Genomic DNA, 18,651 nt, shown 5'->3' with positions numbered 1-18,651 from the left:
GGGTTTTAACCATTTCTTCTATTTTTCTTTTACGGTTTTATTCAGCAGCTTCAGCCGCTGGTTCCACAGGCGCTGCTTTCGGAGGATTCTCCTCGATCTGCGGTCTCTCTTTCCTGTAGTCCTTAAGCCTCCTGACTATCACTTCGGCTAAGAACAATCCAAGGGCTGCAAGAAGGAACGGCTCTTTCTCGCTCTGCGGCTCCTCTACTGTCCTGATAGCTTTATTTTTAATATCCAGGAGCAGCAGACCCTCGACCTCATCTTCATTATACACGCGTCCGCCATTTGAATCAATAGCGCTCTTAAAATCTTCATTAAAACCTATCTCCCTGTACTCAAGCGGGTAGTTCACTGCTATACCATATCCTGATAGGTCGTGGAACCCATCTTTCTCAAGGTTTATCTGAGCCTCATATGTATTCGGTCCTGTGCGGGTAAGGTCAAGCGGCGTGCCATCAAATTTGACTTGGGGTAAGGTGCTGGCTGTAATAACCGCCTTCCCCGGCGTGCCGCCCCAGATATCCTCTGCCTGTATTACCACATCTCCTTTCGGTCTTGGGTCGCCGATTGCCCAGTTTATCATCGATGAAATGAAGCGTGAGTTCTCACCGCTGTAGATTGCGCTTGCCCAGAGAGTATTTCCGCCTCCGTTATCTGTTGTGAAAGATGCTACTCTTCCAAGCCCGAGGTTCCAGGTAGTCAGAATGGGCTTGCCCCTGTTCGTAGCAACAAGCAGGTCAGAGCCGAGTTTGGGTGTTACATCATTATACCCGGTCACCGACGCAGTAATGTTGATGAATTTTGTGATGAAATGATCCGGGTCCACTGCCACGAGTGGATATTGAAAACTCACCTCAGGTGTGGCTGTGGGAGTTGGCGCAGGCGTGCCAGAAGGTCCCTGTTCGATTAAAGTGGTTGCACGCTCGTCAGGATTTAGAACTGTAACCTGGCCATCGGCTGCCTGTGCAAGATCACCGTATAATTTGTATGGCTCTTTCAGCGTTTCAGGGGACGTTAGTATCTGTACTAATTGCATTTTAATATCTTTATTTTTCAGGTCGATAGCCGTCTTTTTCATTTGCTCAACTCCATCCGGATGTATCTGACCGTCCGATATTACTATAATCTCTTTAGAACCGCTGACAGAATCTAATAATTTCTCTGCGGCACGGAGCCCTTTATCAAGATCAGTAGGATTTTCCCCTCCTTTTGGTCCGATCTCTTTTACGAAACTTATAAGTGTTTGTCTGTTAGCTTCACTACCCATCGGAAGTATATCTGTCTGGGCCGTGATTCCGCTAAAAGCCACAACGCCTGCGCGTGTATCCGATGCAACGTTCTGGATAATATTTATGGCGTTCGCATCAATAAGACCGATGAAAGTAAGACCTGTTGTCGCATCTCCCAAAGCCGTGCTCCCTGAAGTATCAATCAGGATAATCAGGTTCCTTCCACCCTGATACTCAGCTGCCCTCGATATTACGGGCAGGACGCCTTCAACTGGCGAGTTGTTATAAAGACCTCTATCATATGATGCGTCCCCTCCTACAACTACAAGCCCTCCGCCTCCGCTGATGTACGGGTTTAAAGTATCTGCGCTCAACTGCGCTGCGCCTTTATTGTCTATTACCACAGCCTTGTAAGGCGAGAGGTCGTCAGGGAGCGTATCCGTGGCCGTGACATCGTACAGGCTGCTTGCGACGGTGTAAAGAGGCGAAGTTGTATCGCCCGTCACTGCCAGCACCTTTGGCTTCGGCACCACGTACACTGACCTGTAGAAAATGTTGTTGATCTTGAACCAGTCTTCGCCGCTCGGTATTATGGTGGCTGTTATCCGATGATTTCCCAGCGAGTTGAAGGTGTACGAAACCGGGATTATCTTCATCCTCTCGGTCTGGGTTATACTTTCGCTATATGCAGACCCGCCGTCTATCTGTACATCAAGCCTGTAGCTTGTTGTGTTCCCTGCCTGCCTTACCACGATATTGAACACGTTCTCGTTGTCAATGATAAGGTTCTTTGGGCTGACTATCTCAACACTGGCGTCATTATGTATCGGTTCCTGCCTCACGGCATACACGCGTGTACCTGTGCGCGTAACAAAAGAGATAGCTTCTGGCAGGTCTTTTCCATAATTATTGTTCCCATCGCTCACGAGCACCAGGTTGTTATTTTCAGCAGCGCTTATCACCTCATCCCCGATTGGCGACTTGATTCCTGCGAACTGCCTGTAAGTCGTAGGGGTTCTGGATTTCAGGGATTCGAATATTTTCTGACCGTTATCCTTGTTAAATAAATCCACGCTCATCGTCTGGTCGGAAATGACCGTAATCCTGGGCGCTTCCTCCTTTATCGTGCTTGTTCCGAGCGTGAAAGGCGAAGCAAGCGCAATTATCAAAAGGCTGAGTATTATAACACGCGATATCATCAATGGCCTGGATATGCCTTTCCTGATCGCGTACCATCCTGCAAGGACTACGGGGCTTATGAGGAGAAGAGTAAGCGGACTTGCAAAATCCATTACAGTTCACCCCTCCAGTGCAGGTAGTAGAGTTCAAGGAACACAAGGAACATGGCTGCGATTATGAGATAAATATCAAGATACTTTGGAACCCGTATCGTCTGGGCAGTGACCGGTACTTCTTCACCCGCTCCTGCTGCTCCTGTTGATGTGGAAATTGTGCTGCCTGCAAGGTTTGACTCCTGTTCATTGTACAGGTTTACAGCAACATCCCTGTCAGGAAGACCATAAACCCCTACTTCATCAAGCAGCAGAAGATCAGTTGTGATGCTGTCGCCCGGCGTCTTTACGGTCTGGCGCGCCGGGAGTTTGATAAACTGCCCCGTCTTTCCGTTGAATTCGCTCACGTCAAGGCTCCCGCTTACCCATTCCATCAGCTGTTTCCAGAAAAGGGGGTATTCGGGAAGAGCATGGAAATCGTTCCAGACATTCTCGTTAAGTGGGTCGAAGATGTTACTCCCCTGCGGGTCCGCCAGTCCTGAGTATATCACCGTGCCACTCCCGAACTTCCAGTAAGCGAGCATTGCAGATTCGTCCCCTCCTTCCAAGAGTGCTACCGCGCCGTTTCTTAATGTGGCCTTAAAATGCTTTTTTACATCAACTTTATCAATGCTTATACCATCGGTCATTCCGCTTGCCTGCGCGACATTGAGCGATGTTTTATTCGTGACAGAATCAAGTACAACAGGCAACAGGTCCATATCCTGTAGACCGGGGGATGCGATTATCACAGCATTTCCCCCCCCTCTGACATAATCGGACAGGCTCTTTGCCGCATCGGATGATAACGGGGAGTTCACAAAGACAATCGAGTACCCTGGGAATGAAGGGGTGCTTTTCGTGTCCACGGTTTTAACAGTGGTATAAGGAACAAGATTAAGCGCGACAAGTGAAGGTGATTTTGCATTGTCCGCGATATAAAGGATGTTACGTTCCATCGTTTTCGGTATAAAGACATAGGCGTTGTTATCCACCGGGAGGGCATCATCGGTGTTCAATGAGATTTTAGTTGTCCCGGGGCTTAATTTACTGACCGTGAAGTAACCGTTTGACTGGCTGTCCAGGTTAAGGGTACTTGAAAGTACATTCACGTTGTTAGTGGTCACGTCGATTTTTACATTCTGCGCCTCTTTGTTGAAGTTCCGGATGACAAGCTTGTAATCGCTGCCTTCAAACCAGCCGTCTATGATTCCGACATTATCCGTCCTTGCGCTCACAGTAACAAAATCAACAATTATGCCGTTTGCCTGCGCCACTTCCCTTGCTATATCGGGATCATCCCCGTTCCAGCTTGTAAAATCAGAGAAAACCACGATCCTTCCGCCTTCAGGAAGCAGCCGCCTGCCAAGAAGAATAGCGCCTGACAGGTCGGTGGATGTAGCTTTTGGCTTCAATTTCGAAAGCGCATCCGATGCGCTTCCTGAGGAGGTCTCTTTTATCACCATCACAGGCACGCTTTCTGCAAGGATTATCGTGTTCTTTGAGCTGAGGTACTTGTCCGCCTGCCCGACCGCGCTTTCAAATTTGGTGTCGCCCAACGTGGTTTTAGCCTGCATGCTCGCTGAGGCATCAAGGATTATTACTGTTGAGCCGCCTCCAGCTTCCTCGTTTGCCATAATGAACGGCGCTGCAACAGCCAGGGAGGTCAGTATCAGTACGAACAGTTGAATAAGGAATAGGGGGTCCTTCAGGAATTTCCTGAAAACGTTAAGCCTTTTCTTCCTCTCGATGTCCATCAGGAACATTAGCGAAGGTATCTTTACCTTGAGAGGTCTCGGGCGCAGCAGATAGATTATTATAAGCGGGATTATGGAGAGAAGTGCGTACAGTCCTGCCTGGTTCGCGAATTGTAGGGAACTTGCAAAGAATGAATCCAGAAGTCCCATTTTATTTTCTCCTATCTTGCATGTTATGCATCCATAAAAGTGGAACTGATTTTGGGATTTTTACTTTGGTAATTGTATTGGTTAACATAATTGACCATTGCCGGAGGGTTCTCTTACACCATTTTAGTATTATAAATTTGTTTTTGATCATGAAAATAACATTTAATATTCATACCCACATTTCCTGCATTTATTCCTTGTAGGTAGCATCATGCTCTTGCACTTCGGACAAAATAAATCTCTTTTATCTACTTTATGCGTTATACGTGAATTAGAGCTTCCTCTTGTAGGTGGTACATCAACCTTTCTCTCTTTACCTTTTAAGTCTATATTTTTTAAAAACGAACTATTACTTACTGTTCGATCAGCTATCTCTTTTTGTATTTCTTTCTGTTTTATATTTTCTACCCAATCTTTTATTATATCTCCGATTTGTAAAGAATTACACTGTTTCATTTCAGTTTTAATCCATGAAGGAAGATACTGCCATACAGAATCATATCTGTCAGTAACAAATCTGCTATCAGCTAAGACTAGAACTCCAGTTTCATCTTTGTCTCTAATAACCCGACCCAATGCCTGTAATGCCTTATTCATAGCTGGAAGTCTATACGCGATAAAAATTCCTTTCTCCTTGCCATATAGCATTTCATAATATTCATTTTTGGAGTTTTGAAGATAATCAGGCGGTCCAAGATGAAGTCCTAGAACCATAGCAGCCTTTAATGAATCACCAGCGTAATCTTTCCCTTCGCTCAATTTCCCACCACTTAGCGCTAAAAGCACACCCCCATTATTTTTTTCCCCGATATTTTTAAATCTTTCAAAGATATCTTCTATAGGAATATCGTCCCTTTGTTCAAAAAATTCTTTATTACTTTTTCTTGCTATTTTAAGACAATACACTGAATATCGATTTTTTATATCAGATGTGCAAAATATAGCCACGTTGCCCGGAACATCAGTTATAAACGAATTTATACATTTTTCATAATTTTGGATCATCCGTTGATTATCACGCTCAGATGAAATGGTATTTACATTGTTAATACCAATTATCAAACGGTTTTGACGTGGGAATGAGTTAGGAAGCGGGCATTTTTCCGCTCGCTTGTTTTCTCCAAAATAATATAATTCATAAAAATCAAGAGGAGAGAAAGTCCCAGACATCAGAATTGTAGTATAGTGTAAATTCGCAATTTTAGAAAGCTGTGAACTCGGATCAATGTTTTTAATCTCTAAAAAAATCTCTTTTTTATTTAATTCAGAATTATCTGTATCCTTTCGTAAGATATAAGGAGTATTCACATTGTTTTTATGATAATTTACAATTGATAAAAATTGAATAACTTTTTTTAAAGGCTCATGCTCAGAATCAAGACTTAAATTTTCCTTATTGTCTATTTGATTACTAAAACTAAGCATTTTAGAAATAATGTTATCAATTTCGATTGGATTAACAATATTTTCAAATACTCTGTTAATCAAGATGTTTGATTCAAATTTACCTTCATTAGCCCTCCCTTTGTTTAATGTCTCAAGAATATTTTTAAGTTTCAACAAAATATTATATATAAGCTCTGTATTGGATACTTCTTCACCCTTTGCATTATTTTCTAAATGTTTATATATATTTAATCTACCTGATGCATCTTTTTTCGCAAGAAACTCATCTGTTCTACCATCATCAATTGTCAGGTTTACCCTTGTTTTTTCATTATTAAATCTAAGAGAAAGAGAGTTATTTTCAGTAGAAATACTTATAGTTCCAATCTCACCGATTCTTTCGATTTTTGCCGTAGTTATCCAGTTTATGCCGAAATTCTCTATTAAATATTTTATAAGTCTGGATTCGTCTTTCCCTGGAATCTCATCCCAGCTAAACAAATACAATTTTTCTATCTGTTTGATAGCTTCGTTAATTAAATTTACATCTAATTTTTCAGAATTTTCTTGTTCTATTCTTTCGCCAATATTATGTGCTTCATCTATCAATAAAATGGTTTCTTCTTGCTTAATTCCAATTTTATTATAAGTAGCGTTCCGTATCGATTCGTTAACTATGTGGCTATGCATTAAAACTACTATATCTGATTTTTTTGAAGCGACTGCCATTATTTCATAAAAACATAAATCACTGTTAATTTTTCTAGCTTGATCAGGTAAGATAGGCTGATATAAGAATTTTTGAGCTTTAGTTTCGATTTTAATTGAATTTAAAAACTTTAACTTGTTTAAATTTATATCAAAATAACCAATTTTTGAGAAAAGATAATAAGGACAAATCATCATTTCTTTATTTTTTTGTTCAAAGATTTTTATCTTTTCATCAATAGTTTGTTCATTAATGAAATGTTCGAAGCTTATTGGGTTTCTTTCATCAAATTCATGTTCCAAGACTTCAATAACACTTTCATCAGAAGAAGCATCGTATTTTTCAAGTTGAAATTTATTTATTTTATACTCGATAAACTTTTTAGTATTTTCAACAAGCATATTGCATATAGATGAATTAGAAGACAGTTTGCATGTTCTGGATCTCTCAACCAGATATGCAATAGTAGGTTTTTTAGATGTCTTCGTGCATATTTTATTAATTTCTTCGGAATATATCCCAATCTGACTGTGAGTACGCACAGCCACAACAAATCTTTTATTACCTTTATTGGCAAGGATCGGTGCGATTACACTTGTTTTCCCAGTTCCAGTAGGTGCATCAATCATCAGTACACTGTGATTACCTTTTTGTATAGATTCTTCAACTTTATCAAGCATTTGTACTTGATGAGGTCTAAATTCAGGATAAGGAAAATAGCCACCATATTTTGAAGATATCATAATCTGATCGAAAATTTATAATGCCACATAATCTCTATTATGCCCCTGCTCCCTCTGAATGTACCTCGCCAAGTGCTACCACTCCCTCAACCACAGTCCTCAGAAGTTCTTTTCCTGCGGGCTTGGGAATTTCTCTTCCATCTTTTTCAGCCGTTTCCAACCAAAGGTCTATCGCTACCTTGATTTCTCTCAATGCCTCTTCTTCTGTTTCTCCAAAAGCAGAGCACCCAGGAAGTTCTGGAACTACTGCAATATATCCCTCATCTTCTTCGCTATAGAAAATTTCTATCGCATACTTATGCATCATCTTCCTCCTTCAGGAGATTATATTTATCAATAATTTTTAAAAGCTGCCTTACTTGATAAGGCTTTGCCCATCCGCCAACATTTTGAAAATTCAATGCTTCCCTTATTCCCTCACGTGCATATATCCTGTGGCTCCCTTTTCCACCCCTAAACCTGAAACCGAATAACTCTGCTGCACTGCATAACCTGTTAAAATGTATGTTCTTGGGATTCTTTTTCAGTTCTTCGTAAACAGCATTTTTATTCATTAACACCTACAATTTCAATTTGCTACCTCTATTTCTTTACCTCTCTGCGGCTTATTACCTCGAATATGGCATCAAACACCGGTTTATCCGTGGTCACGGTATAAAAATCAGCGCCTACCTGCAAACAGGTCTCTTTTATTTTCGCGATGTGGTCGTTCAGTCTCTTCTGGTACTCAGCGCGCAGCCTGGGGCTTGTATAGATATCCAGTTTAGTGTCAGTCTCAAGGTCAATGAGCCGCGCTTCCCCGCCCAGGTCAAGGTTTTTCTCCACGGGGTCAAGCACCTGGATGAGCACAAGCTCGTTATCCCCGAGCCTGAATATCGCATTCCTGATTGCACCGGCATCAGCCATGAAGTCTGAAATGATTATCACAAGCGACCTTGATTTAATAATGCTGGCATATTTTTCCATGCAGTAATCAAAATTTGTTTTTCCCAGAAGTTCGGTATTGTTAAGATTATCGATCGTCTGCGAGAGATACTTCCTTCCTCGTTTTGGTTTTGTGATGTTTATCTCCTCAGCGAATGTGGATACCCCGAATTTCTCGTTATCCTTGGTAACAAGGTATGCAAACCCCAGGGCAAGCATCGCAGCATATTCAAATTTATTGCGAAAATCCATGCTCTTGCTTGTATCAAGGAGAATATGCGTGGTCAGGCTTTTTTCTTCCTCAAATTCCTTGACATAAAGCTTCTCTGTGCGCCCGTACACCTTCCAGTCGATAATCTTGAAATCATCTCCTCGCGTGTATTCACGGTAGCTCACAGGCTCCATGCCCCTGCCTTTCAGGATTGAGCGGCGGCCTCCGCTATAGGCTGTGGAGACGCGCTTTCGCACCATGAACGAGAAGCGGTCAAGCTCCTTGAAAAACGAAGTATCTATCATAAAGCGACACCTCGCTTTATGCGGTATCCACGTATGCCTGCGGGCATACGTGTGTGCGTCCTCAAGGGGCGCAACCCTTGATACGTGTCTGCGAAGTAAAGCGGCGCGACGGTTTTCATTTATTTCACGGTTTTCAGGATATTTGAAATCACCTGGTCTGTCGTCATGCCCTTGCGCTCGGACTCAAATGTAAGAATAACGCGGTGGCGCATTACAGGATAAGCCATTGTATCAATATCCTCTTCGCTTACATAATTGCGGCCCTGCATCAGCGCCCTTGCTTTTGCTGCAAGGATTATGCCGATGGATGCTCGCGGCGAGGCGCCGTATTCGATATTTTCGCTCTTTGCGCGTGTTGCAGCCACTATCTTGATGGCGCGGTTCTTGATATCCTCTGCTAGCGGAACATCGCGCGTGAGCCTCTGGAGTTCAAGTACTTCGTTCTTTGAGACAACGCGGTTCACAGAGGGCGTTATATTGCGCGTGTACCTGTTAACGATCTCATTCTCATCTTCTATCGAGGGATAATCCATTAATATCTTGAGCAGGAACCTGTCAAGCTGCGCCTCCGGCAGCGGATATGTGCCTTCCATCTCTATCGGGTTCTGGGTTGCAAGAACAAAAAAAGGCTTGTCCAGGGGATAGGTCTTATTGCCAATCGTCACCTGTTTTTCCTGCATAGCCTCAAGCATCGCGCTCTGCGTCTTGGGCGAAGCTCTGTTAATCTCATCCGCCAGCACGATGTTCGCAAACACAGGTCCGGGCTCAAAGCGGTACTGCTTTTTTCCGCCCACGTCCTCGATGATATATGTACCTGTGATATCCGAGGGCATGAGGTCGGGTGTGCACTGTATCCTGTTGAATTTAAGGTCAAGCGCTTTTGAGATCGTGCTTATGGTGAGCGTCTTTGCGAGACCGGGATTGCTTTCAACAAGCGCGTGGCTGTTGCAAAGTATCGCGATCATCATGTGCTCAACAGCTTCATGCTGCCCTACGATGACCTTCCCTATCTCATCAAAAAGCTCCTTAAAAATCCTGTTTGAGCTTGTATATGTCTCATTGCTCATTTTTTTAACCTCTCTAAATCTTACTCCTTTGCACTGCATATTTATTGATCAGTTCCTTCTCGGTCTGGGTTTTTCTCATAAGGGTACTGTATCCTCCGTCAGAAACATTAGAGCCCAGGGCGTCCACAGGGAATGCTGCCGATTTGATGAACTGGTTCTGGTCAGGTTTATATTCGCTCGGCGTATTACCCAGCCCTTCGCCCTGTTGAAGGGACAGGTCCACGGGTTTTCCCTGGATGGGCGCAATGTCGGGTCTTCCGAAAATATCTCCCTGACCTGTTGTCCCGGCTTTAGTGGTATCGACCGGCGGGCCTGTAACAAAAACCCCTGTTGCATTTCCTATGGTTTCGGAAACGCCGGTGGAAAAATTGTTCAAAGTATCGGGCGGGACTCTGTAATCCGGGTTAAATGAAACAATGGCCGCAAGTGAAATAAATATGATCACCAGTATTATTTTAGTGGCTATTACACGGCCTGATAGAAGTTTTGATGCTGAAACACCCGTCAATAATTCGGAAACCAGGCTTTTTAACGAATCAACTATTACGTTGGTCTCATCTCTGTTATCGTAAGCAGTCCTGAGTTTCTCTTTGAGTTCAGGATACTTATTTTCTGTTAAGAGAGTGACATTTTTTTGCGATCCTTCCTATGCAGCAGGAATGCACCGATTACGGCTATGATAAATGCCAGAACCGGAGGGATAATCGCTATCGGTAACTGCGGGTACAGGGAAGTCTTCTGAAGGAAATACTCGACCTGTAAGATTATGAAGAGAGCGTAAGATATGCTAAAGATGGAGAGCAGGTCAAGGATAAAAAGTAACCTCATGCGCTTGAAAAACTCTGACTGTAGCTTTAACAGCTTCTCCATGAAGTCATCCATTCAGTCACCTTCATTGGCTTTATTATCATTATTTATATTAAGTCTTGGGGATATCGAAAGGTTTTTCTATTCCGAACCATATTTCGGACTCGGTTCGAGAAGTTGCTGGCGAAGATTAGATATACAATGCCAGCGATTAGCACCCTGTGTGCCCAGATAGCTCAGCCCGGGAGAGCGCGCGGCTGAAGACCGCGATGTCCCCGGTTCAAGTCCGGGTCTGGGCATTTACACTTCTTTTTGTCCCACACCTTCGTGCACCGCAAATTTAAAATATGATTAAATAATATAAAAACTAAATTTACGGTGGACGATGAAAAAACGAAGGAGGTACTGGTATGAGTTTTTTGCTTGACCCGCCATCGCTTATCTTACTCGGTTTTTTAATCGGGCGGTTTATCGGTAACAGATCCGTGCGCTTGATAATAGCCTCTGCAGTTGTGCTGGTTTTTATTTTCGTGAGCGCCCTCCTGTACCTTGATATTCTTCCCTGGTGGTCTGGCGGATGGATTAACGGTTCTGACTGGATGCTGAATTCAGGGCTTGGTACAGACCTGAAAAAAGAAGACGGGATGGGCGTACTTGCAATTATCATGTTCGCAGCCTATCCCCTGTGGTTGAAGCTCGGTCTTGATACTGGCAGCAGGGGTGATTGAAATCACGAACGGCGGGATTACGAAGGTAGTAGCCCGCAAGGGTGAGGATAAATTCTCACTTCTTGAACAGGTACTTGAAGAATCCGGTTTCTGGGAATCTCTGGAAAAGCGCTTTCTGGAATCAAATAAAACGAAAAATGAATTTTTAATAGCAATAAAACCCAACATGATGATGGCGTATTCCAGAACAGATAAGAGCGTTATTACCGATCCGGAGCTCGTAGAGTATCTCGTGAACCATTTGACCGGGAGAGGATATACGAACATAGCGCTGGTTGAATCAAAGAATACGTACGGCGTGTGGTTTAAAAACAGAGAGGTAGACAGGGTAGCGGCTTTTTCAGGTTACACCGGTAAAAACTACAGGATAGTTGACCTCACTGGTGAAGCTGTGGCATACGATTACGGCGGGTACCTCGGGGCTTACTTCGTGGGGAAGACCTGGAAAGATGCGGATTTCCGGGTTTCGTTCGCCAAGAATAAGACGCATTTCCAGTGCTATTTTACCCTGTGTGTGAAGAACATATACGGCACCACGCCTGAGGAAAATAAGTTCCTTGAGTACCACCGAGACAGGGAATTTGACCTGGTTACCATTGATATGCTGAAAGCGTTCCCGGTGCACTTTGGTATCATTGATGCCACTGTAAGTTCTGACGGGGTGATGGGGCTGAAAGCGGATTACAGTCCCAAGTACACCAAAACCATCATTGCCGGTCCTGATATTGTTGCAGTTGACCAGGTGGGCGCCGAAAAGATGGGAATTGACCCGATGAAGAGCAGGTTCCACAGGTTTGCCGTGCAGGAATTCGGGTTGCCCGATATTGAGCGGACCGGGGACATGTCGGTATATCCCGACTGGGACAATGTACCGGAGCACCTTGATGATTTCTTCAATCTCGGGGAGGAATGGCACGGTTTCTTTAACTTTATGGGTTTTGTCAGTGCCGAGATGGACCCGTCGTTCCCGCCCAGAATGAGAAGCAGACTGGTGCTGGGCATCCGGAGAATGTTTTTGAGTATATTAAAATTGATATCGAGGTACGAATGATGGCTGAATGCAACGAGAAGCAGCCCATGCGCTGTAAAAGAGAGGAAATGGATGTGCTGTTCCGCACAAAGGAATGCCTTCCCATCGAAACGATGGTTAACTCCGGGAGGAAGAACATCGATATTTCAGGGAACGAAGTACATAACGACGTGCACTGGAGGGGCTTTTTCCCGGTAGATCATGTGTTCACACTTTTTGGCAGATTTGTACCTCTCCCTGCAGGGTTTAAAAAGCAGTTCAAAAAGGAGAACGGAGAGTACGGCGGTGTGACAACGGACGGTGACGGCATAATACGCGGGCGCAACCGGCTCAAAGAGGTAGTGTTCAAAGGCAGAAAATACATTCACCTCACCTATTCGGAACTGTGGAACCGCCCTTTCTACGACCTTCTGCTGCCCGTAAACGAGGATGTAGTGATCGGAAAGGCGTACCTTGGAACATTTCCGTACGGCATCGAACTTCTGACATTTGCCATGGCGCGCAGGTATGGTTTTGAATACCTGTCCCCCGCCGATCACAGGGAGCTGTTTGACAGCGGCAGTGCCCCGAAGGCATCGGATATCGAAGGAAAATGGAGAGGCCAGCTTATTTCAAACGCTGCCCTGTCCCATTCATTTTTTGTGTTGAGTTTCACCCTTAATGAGGACAAAGTGGATGGGCGCTGGAAGTTGCTCGATGTGTGGGAGGGAGAATCCAGGGTTGAGCTTGGCGAAGATACAATGAGAATGTTCGATTTTACAAGCTGGCACGACGAGATACGCAAAGTGACCGATGAGGTAATGGTGGGGAAATACTGCCAGCCGGATAAAAGCCTCCTTCCGCCACCGTGGACTGGTTCTCTCGGACAGGTCCACTCCGAGGATACAGGAAGAGGAAAACGGCTGTGCCTGTACTATATATTAAATAAAATAAGAGAGTGATCATTGTGGTAAACGTAGCCGTGCGGACAACGCTGCAGGAAAATGACAGCGACAGGTTTACTGCGCTTGAGGAGGTGCTCAAAGAGGCGGGTTTCTGGGATGAACTTGAGAGGCATTTCACCAGATCCGGCAAGACTAAAAGCGAGTTCCTTATCGCGATAAAACCAAACCTGATGATGTTTTACTCAAAAGAGGACATGAGCGTTATCACAGACCCTGCGCTCGTGGAGCACCTGATCAATAGAATAACGGAAAAAGGTTTTACCAACATTGCCCTCGTGGAATCTCAGAACGTGTTCGGCAACTGGTTCAAGAACAGGGAAGTTGTGAATGTGGCGAGGCATGCAGGGTACAATCCCACCAACTACAGGATCGTGGACCTGACGAAAGATGCTGTGTCCCACACCTATAAAGGTTCACTTGGCACATATTTTGCGGGGAAAACGTGGAAGGACGCTGATTTTCGCATCTCCTTTGCCAAGAACAAAACCCATTTCTCCTGCTACTATACCCTCACCATTAAAAACATCTACGGGACAACGCCGGAGCAGAACAAGTTCCTCGAATACCATAAGGACAGGGAGGTGGATAGCGTTACGGTAGAAATGATAAAAGAATTCCCCGTGCACTTCGGTATCATCGATGGCATATGGTCATCCGATGGTCTGCTCGGCATCAAGGCAGATTATACACCCAAGCATACCAGGACCATCATCGCGGGTCCGGATATCGTTGCAGTTGACATGGTGGGAGCAATGAAGATGGGACTTGACCCCATGAAGAGCAGTTTCACGAGGCTTGCGGTTGAAGAGTTCGGAAAACCTGAGATATGCATAACAGGTGATGCTTCAGTTTACAGGGACTGGGACAATGTGCCGCCCGGCATCGAGCACATCCTTAACTACGGCGAGGAGTGGTACGGCTTCTCGAACATGCTTGGCTTTCTCTCTTCGGAGATGGATTCTGCCTTCCCGGTAAAGACTACATCAAGGATAATTCTCGCTATACGCAGGTTCATACTCCGGATACTCAAAGCTATATCCTTGTACGAGTGAACTACCACCCTACTTGTAGGAGTTGCAGCTAATTTTCGCTTTAAGAAAGAACTATAACCAATCAGAGCAAAGGAATATGTATGGGGAGCAGAGCTATTCGGGGAAGGGTCATAGATGAAGGTGATAGACCGATCTCCGGACTGGTTATACTTGCTCATGGTAATTATATCTGGCCTTTCAATCAGCAACTACTGGGGCGCACAATTACTGATGATGAAGGAAAGTACAGTATTTCTTACTCGCCCAACAAGTACATGCAACTACTGGGTCAGGCTCCTGATATTACCATAACGATTCTTGATCGTACGGGCACCCGTGAGCTTGCCATGACCGATAAGTTCAGGCATGTTAATGATGATGCGCTCAATGTTCCCGCTATCATGGTTCCCAGAGCCAGTGCAGAAGGCATGGCAGCCACACTTGGAGGGCTGAATCCTTCCAGATTAACAAGAAATAACGATGCCGAGGTACTGATAGATGGAATGTCAGCCTTTGCCAGTATGGTGGCAGCAATAGAAAAAGCACAGTATACTATACACATACTTCAGCTCTCGTTTTCACCTGATCTCATTGCCATATTCACAGGCGGGGAGATTCCCAGCTGTGCAACCAGACCAAAAGATGTTCTTGCACAGAAGCTTCTTGAAGCCAACCAGCGCGGCGTTAAAGTACGCATTCTTTTGAATGAGAACTTATTTGCACCCAGTACCGTTGATGAGCTACGGGATTTCTTCAAAAATGCCGGTAATAACAGTGTAGATGTCCGTCCGTTTCCTCTGGTCAATAATGCAGTTCATGCTAAATCATTGACTGTAGATAGTCAGGATAATTCCAGAGCTGAAGCTTTTATTATCGGCTCCCCGTTTGAACAGGCATACTGGGATACGCCCAATCACCTGATCTTTGATCACCGGCGCGGCAGTGGAAACCCGGGAATCGGTAATAAGCCAATCCATGATGTTTGTATCCGCCTGCGCGGACCCGCTGTGGCTCATGTGGAGGAAACATTTGTTGAACTGTGGAACTTTCGCTCCAGGGAGGAACACAGTGCAGATATAATACCTCCACCGAAGCCTTTAAAAGCAGCCGGAACCCAGTCTGTTCAGGTGGTACGAACCTTTCCTGCAGAGATATTACCTGAGATTACTACCGGAGAGACTGGCATTCTGGAGGCTTATCAGCGGGCTATCGGGAACGCACAGGACTTCATTTACCTGGAGAATCAGTATTTCACAAGCCAGACCATTTCCGATGCGCTCAGCCAAGCCCTGAGCATGAACCCGGGACTTCAGATCATTTTACTGCTTAACGAGAACACGGATGTTCCAGCTTACAAAGAGCTGCAGAATAATCTTCTCGGACAACTTGGTTCTTCGCATCCGCGAATCGGCGCCTTTTCCCTCTGGAGAACCGGGCCAAGTGCCGAGAGTATCGAGTTAAAGCAGTGCTATATCCACAGCAAGGTAGCAGTCATAGATGACAGGTGGGGTACTGTCGGTTCGGCTAATCTTGATGGTATATCCATGGAAGCATATATTGATATTATCGAACGTGAGAAGCCTCCGCGTAATGTGGAGGTCAACGCAGTCCTGTTTGACGGCATCCAGGGTGAGCCCGCAACAGGTAAAGTGGCACAGATGCGCCGTGAGCTGTGGGCAGAGCACCTTGGGTTACAGCATAGAGCGCTGGATTCTCCTCCTCCTGGCGGCTGGCTGGAATTATGGAGAAATGCAGTCAGGGCAAATATCGAATCGCTCAATGACCATCAGACGATGAAGGGGAGAATTCTTCCCTACAGTCCGGAACTTTCAGCCAGAGAACAGCTAATATCGCATGGAATCGATATCAGCAAATTCCATGTTCCTGATTAGAGTAAAAAACTCAAGATTTCAATCTCTTTAAATCCTGCTCTGTATAGATTTTAAAGATGCTCCATCCAGAAATTTCATCAGATCCCGTCTTGTAGGATGTTTTCCTTCTGGATCCGAGATGTAATAAGCTGCAACCGCATTCGCAAGCATAAGCCTCAGGTCGTCGGATAATCCGATAATTTCGCCAAATATATCGCCGGCATTCCACGCATCACCCGCTCCTGTTAACCTTTTTGGTTGTATATCAAATGCCGGAATCTCCCCTGTCTCTCTATCTTTATAGAAAGTTCTTACATAATCCTCTGTATGTAAATCAACTCTCACTACCTGCCTGAGATGATTTATCGCCCTGCTGAGATTGTCTTTCTTCCCGTATCTTTTAACTTCATCCTCATTTACACTGATTATATCAACCAGCCCTTCTGATAGTATCCTGCTAACCATCCTCTCTATCTCTTCTTCCACATCCCCTTCTTTAGGAGACGGGTCTCCGGGGTCAAAAAAAGTTTTGCCTTCCTTTTCTTCTTTGACGATGCCAAAAACATGCTCTGCAAGCTCTGTGCCTTTCTTATTTAAACCCCAGTCAGAGACGCATACGAGATCTGCTTCTCTAATAAGTTTCTCCTCCTTCTCTGTTAAGCATTCCGGTCCGAATTGTGAGAGTGAGCCGGGATCGCTGAGCATAACATTTGTTCCTCTGAGCTCGATAGCAGTAGAGGAAGCCAGCTCACCATCTTTGCTTACATATGATAGATCAGCGTCTTTTCCCTTGAAAAAATATTCAAGTAATTTATATCCGATCTCATCTGTCCTTGTGATTAAATATGTGCGGACACCCAAGGAGAGAAGGGCTGATGCGCAGTTTGCAGCTTTACCTCCTCTTAATAGCGATTGTTTTACAATTATATTTCCCCCTCCCCGACCTGCAATGTTCTTAAATTTTCGGATAAATGATTTGCAATTATCTTCATACCGGACAGAGCTATCTATACAGAAATGCGGCATAACAACAATTTTAAATTCTGTTGGAGTGCTCTCAGCAAGCTTCTCAATAAGTTCTTCTTTTATCACGTTCATACCGGAATCACTCTCATTGGATTGTTCATATTATGTTTGTGAGATGCAAAGATTAGCTGTTCCCTTTTTTAGTTTACATACACGGATTGGTAGCCATGACAGGAAGGATTATTAGCCCTTCATACTAATATAATAATAGGGAAAGGTTAATATAACAGGGTTAGTATGAAAATCAATTATTAGAACCATAATATCAGAGTTATGAATTCAAGGAGTGGGGGGTCCAAAGAAACTCAAGGAAGAATTGACTTCCTTCGATCTAACCAATATTATCGTCGGCTCGATTGTCGGGGCGGATATTTATATAGCTTCTGCATTGACGGCAGGATTGATCGGACCTTTTTCGATAATCGTCTGGCTGGTCGCAGGTGTACTTGCTACAATAATAGCACTGGTCTTTGCTTACTGCAGCTATTATGTTCCGAGAGTCGGAGGTCCTTTCGCTTTTGTTTCCTGTGCGTTTGATGATTTTTATGGTTTCCTTACCGGCTGGAGCATGTGGATCGCAGAAATCCTGGCATTACCGGTTTTTGCTATAGCGTTCGTACAGTACCTGCAATATTTTTTCCCTCTGGATTTTTTTCAGCAGGTCATCGTGAAAGGATTGTTTTTATTTAGTTTAATTTTTATAAATATAATCGGGGTTAAAGCTGCAGGAAGAGCCAATGACTTTTTAACAATTATTAAATTAATCCCGCTGATTTTATTAGTTTTCGGCGGGATTTTCTTTTTTGTATCTAATCCCGGGACTCCCGCTACAAATTATACACCGTTTGCCCCGCTTGGTTTAAATAATTTCGGGGCTGCCCTGGTGTTGATTCTCTGGGCATATGCCGGGTTTGAACTGGGCACACTGCCTGCAAGTGAAGTTAAAAACCCGAAGAAAACAATACCAAAAGCAATAGCAACAGGCATGTTAATTGTCACAATATTTTATCTTTCCACTAACTTTGTTATTTATGGGATAGTTAACTGGTCTTCTTTAGCGAAAACCACGACCCCCCTGGTTGATGCCGCGTCGATAATTTTGGGGCAGTCGGAGCCATAATTATGACCATAGGGGCTTTAGTATCAGTATCAGGCTCCGATGAATCAAATGTGCTCGCTACCTCACGGTTATCGTATGCGATGTCTGTTGATGGTTTATTTCCCAGGATTTTTTCCAGGATTCACCCGAGATATGGCACACCATATATGGCATTATTGATTCATGGAACGATTGCATTTACATTATCTATTTATTCCGGAATATCCGGATTGATTTCGTTCGCTGTTTTTAATCTTGCATTCTCATACCTGTTAACATGTCTTGCCCTTATCGTACTGAAAAAAGATACGGAAAAAAAATTATATGGTCAAAATATTTTGGCACCAGTATGATTTTGGGGCA

At 44.2% G+C, this 18,651-nt stretch carries 16 protein-coding genes, 1 tRNA gene and 1 pseudogene; 8 read left to right on the top strand and 10 right to left on the bottom strand.

Going from position 1 to position 18,651, the window contains the following annotated elements; all coding sequences use genetic code 11:
- Nucleotides 1–37 precede the first annotated feature (37 nt).
- From MNV_RS01660 to MNV_RS01620, 9 genes and pseudogenes are all read right to left on the bottom strand, one after another.
- A complete protein-coding gene (locus MNV_RS01660) occupies nucleotides 38–2,521 on the bottom strand; it encodes a vWA domain-containing protein (RefSeq protein ID WP_096203648.1) in 2,484 nt (827 codons plus the stop codon).
- The gene (locus MNV_RS01655) at nucleotides 2,521–4,407 is read right to left on the bottom strand and encodes a vWA domain-containing protein (RefSeq protein WP_096203647.1); all 1,887 of its coding nucleotides are present in this window, start codon (nucleotides 4,405–4,407) and stop codon (nucleotides 2,521–2,523) included. Before MNV_RS01655 ends, MNV_RS01660 begins: the two co-directional genes overlap by 1 nt.
- A 162-nt stretch (nucleotides 4,408–4,569) precedes the next feature.
- Nucleotides 4,570–7,245 carry an ATP-dependent DNA helicase gene (locus MNV_RS01650; RefSeq protein ID WP_096203646.1) on the bottom strand — a complete coding sequence of 892 codons (2,676 nt, stop codon included), beginning with the start codon at nucleotides 7,243–7,245 and terminating at the stop codon, nucleotides 4,570–4,572.
- A gap of 37 nt (nucleotides 7,246–7,282) precedes the next feature.
- Nucleotides 7,283–7,552: a type II toxin-antitoxin system HicB family antitoxin gene (locus MNV_RS01645; protein WP_256999899.1), complete on the bottom strand. Its 270-nt coding sequence runs from the start codon at nucleotides 7,550–7,552 to the stop codon at nucleotides 7,283–7,285.
- On the bottom strand, nucleotides 7,542–7,799 hold the full coding sequence (locus tag MNV_RS01640) for a type II toxin-antitoxin system HicA family toxin (RefSeq protein ID WP_096203644.1): 258 nt from the start codon (nucleotides 7,797–7,799) through the stop codon (nucleotides 7,542–7,544). The genes MNV_RS01645 and MNV_RS01640 overlap by 11 nt, the downstream gene beginning before the upstream one ends.
- Before the next feature lie 28 nt (nucleotides 7,800–7,827).
- Complete coding sequence (locus MNV_RS01635; protein WP_096203643.1) at nucleotides 7,828–8,685, bottom strand: DUF58 domain-containing protein; 858 nt, start codon at nucleotides 8,683–8,685, stop codon at nucleotides 7,828–7,830.
- Nucleotides 8,686–8,804: 119 nt separating this feature from the next.
- Entirely contained in the window at nucleotides 8,805–9,752 is a 948-nt protein-coding gene (locus MNV_RS01630; RefSeq protein WP_096203642.1) for an AAA family ATPase, read from the bottom strand.
- A gap of 13 nt (nucleotides 9,753–9,765) precedes the next feature.
- Nucleotides 9,766–10,353, bottom strand: a pseudogene (locus tag MNV_RS01625) (DUF7502 family protein); the annotation flags it as partial.
- Nucleotides 10,354–10,367: 14 nt separating this feature from the next.
- Complete coding sequence (locus MNV_RS01620; protein WP_096203640.1) at nucleotides 10,368–10,634, bottom strand: hypothetical protein; 267 nt, start codon at nucleotides 10,632–10,634, stop codon at nucleotides 10,368–10,370.
- 150 nt (nucleotides 10,635–10,784) lie between these two features.
- Between MNV_RS01620 and MNV_RS01615 the strand changes: the two genes are divergently transcribed.
- The 6 genes from MNV_RS01615 (at nucleotide 10,785) to MNV_RS01590 (ending at nucleotide 16,184) form a co-directional block, all read left to right on the top strand.
- Nucleotides 10,785–10,858: transfer RNA gene (locus MNV_RS01615), tRNA-Phe, on the top strand.
- A 111-nt stretch (nucleotides 10,859–10,969) separates the two neighbouring features.
- Entirely contained in the window at nucleotides 10,970–11,287 is a 318-nt protein-coding gene (locus MNV_RS01610) for a hypothetical protein (RefSeq protein WP_096203639.1), read from the top strand.
- On the top strand, nucleotides 11,262–12,338 hold the full coding sequence (locus tag MNV_RS01605; protein ID WP_096203638.1) for a DUF362 domain-containing protein: 1,077 nt from the start codon (nucleotides 11,262–11,264) through the stop codon (nucleotides 12,336–12,338). The genes MNV_RS01610 and MNV_RS01605 overlap by 26 nt, the downstream gene beginning before the upstream one ends.
- Nucleotides 12,335–13,258: a hypothetical protein gene (locus MNV_RS01600; protein WP_143311569.1), complete on the top strand. Its 924-nt coding sequence runs from the start codon at nucleotides 12,335–12,337 to the stop codon at nucleotides 13,256–13,258. Before MNV_RS01605 ends, MNV_RS01600 begins: the two co-directional genes overlap by 4 nt.
- Before the next feature lie 5 nt (nucleotides 13,259–13,263).
- Nucleotides 13,264–14,313 carry a DUF362 domain-containing protein gene (locus MNV_RS01595; protein WP_096203636.1) on the top strand — a complete coding sequence of 350 codons (1,050 nt, stop codon included), beginning with the start codon at nucleotides 13,264–13,266 and terminating at the stop codon, nucleotides 14,311–14,313.
- Nucleotides 14,314–14,393: 80 nt separating this feature from the next.
- Nucleotides 14,394–16,184 (top strand): phospholipase D-like domain-containing protein, encoded by a 1,791-nt coding sequence (locus MNV_RS01590; protein WP_096203635.1) that lies wholly within the window; start codon nucleotides 14,394–14,396, stop codon nucleotides 16,182–16,184.
- 27 nt (nucleotides 16,185–16,211) lie between these two features.
- Here the strand turns inward: MNV_RS01590 and MNV_RS01585 are convergent, their stop codons facing one another.
- Entirely contained in the window at nucleotides 16,212–17,261 is a 1,050-nt protein-coding gene (locus MNV_RS01585; RefSeq protein ID WP_096203634.1) for a carbohydrate kinase family protein, read from the bottom strand.
- 214 nt (nucleotides 17,262–17,475) lie between these two features.
- On the opposite strand from MNV_RS01585, the gene MNV_RS01580 reads away from it, so the two are divergent.
- Nucleotides 17,476–18,309, top strand: coding sequence for an APC family permease (locus tag MNV_RS01580; protein WP_218837853.1), 834 nt, complete (start codon nucleotides 17,476–17,478; stop codon nucleotides 18,307–18,309).
- A 2-nt stretch (nucleotides 18,310–18,311) separates the two neighbouring features.
- Nucleotides 18,312–18,641 carry an amino acid permease gene (locus MNV_RS20035; RefSeq protein WP_218837852.1) on the top strand — a complete coding sequence of 110 codons (330 nt, stop codon included), beginning with the start codon at nucleotides 18,312–18,314 and terminating at the stop codon, nucleotides 18,639–18,641.
- The last annotated feature ends 10 nt before the right edge of the window (nucleotides 18,642–18,651 follow it).

Origin of the sequence: Candidatus Methanoperedens nitratireducens (assembly GCF_900196725.1) — an archaeon.
Classification (GTDB): domain Archaea; phylum Halobacteriota; class Methanosarcinia; order Methanosarcinales; family Methanoperedenaceae; genus Methanoperedens; species Methanoperedens nitroreducens_A.
The sequence above is the reverse complement of the archived record's forward strand: the minus strand, read 5'-3'. Positions and strand labels throughout refer to the sequence as shown.

What these genes read in the sequence shown, in the direction of transcription:
- MNV_RS01660 (WP_096203648.1), bottom strand. Translation starts at nt 2,521, where the DNA reads ATGGATTTTGCAAGTCCGCTTACTCTTCTCCTCATAAGCCCCGTAGTC.
- MNV_RS01655 (WP_096203647.1), bottom strand. Translation starts at nt 4,407, where the DNA reads ATGGGACTTCTGGATTCATTCTTTGCAAGTTCCCTACAATTCGCGAAC.
- MNV_RS01650 (WP_096203646.1), bottom strand. Translation starts at nt 7,245, where the DNA reads ATGATATCTTCAAAATATGGTGGCTATTTTCCTTATCCTGAATTTAGA.
- MNV_RS01645 (WP_256999899.1), bottom strand. Translation starts at nt 7,552, where the DNA reads ATGATGCATAAGTATGCGATAGAAATTTTCTATAGCGAAGAAGATGAG.
- MNV_RS01640 (WP_096203644.1), bottom strand. Translation starts at nt 7,799, where the DNA reads ATGAATAAAAATGCTGTTTACGAAGAACTGAAAAAGAATCCCAAGAAC.
- MNV_RS01635 (WP_096203643.1), bottom strand. Translation starts at nt 8,685, where the DNA reads ATGATAGATACTTCGTTTTTCAAGGAGCTTGACCGCTTCTCGTTCATG.
- MNV_RS01630 (WP_096203642.1), bottom strand. Translation starts at nt 9,752, where the DNA reads ATGAGCAATGAGACATATACAAGCTCAAACAGGATTTTTAAGGAGCTT.
- MNV_RS01620 (WP_096203640.1), bottom strand. Translation starts at nt 10,634, where the DNA reads ATGGATGACTTCATGGAGAAGCTGTTAAAGCTACAGTCAGAGTTTTTC.
- MNV_RS01610 (WP_096203639.1), top strand. Translation starts at nt 10,970, where the DNA reads ATGAGTTTTTTGCTTGACCCGCCATCGCTTATCTTACTCGGTTTTTTA.
- MNV_RS01600 (WP_143311569.1), top strand. Translation starts at nt 12,335, where the DNA reads ATGATGGCTGAATGCAACGAGAAGCAGCCCATGCGCTGTAAAAGAGAG.
- MNV_RS01590 (WP_096203635.1), top strand. Translation starts at nt 14,394, where the DNA reads ATGGGGAGCAGAGCTATTCGGGGAAGGGTCATAGATGAAGGTGATAGA.
- MNV_RS01585 (WP_096203634.1), bottom strand. Translation starts at nt 17,261, where the DNA reads ATGAACGTGATAAAAGAAGAACTTATTGAGAAGCTTGCTGAGAGCACT.
- MNV_RS20035 (WP_218837852.1), top strand. Translation starts at nt 18,312, where the DNA reads ATGACCATAGGGGCTTTAGTATCAGTATCAGGCTCCGATGAATCAAAT.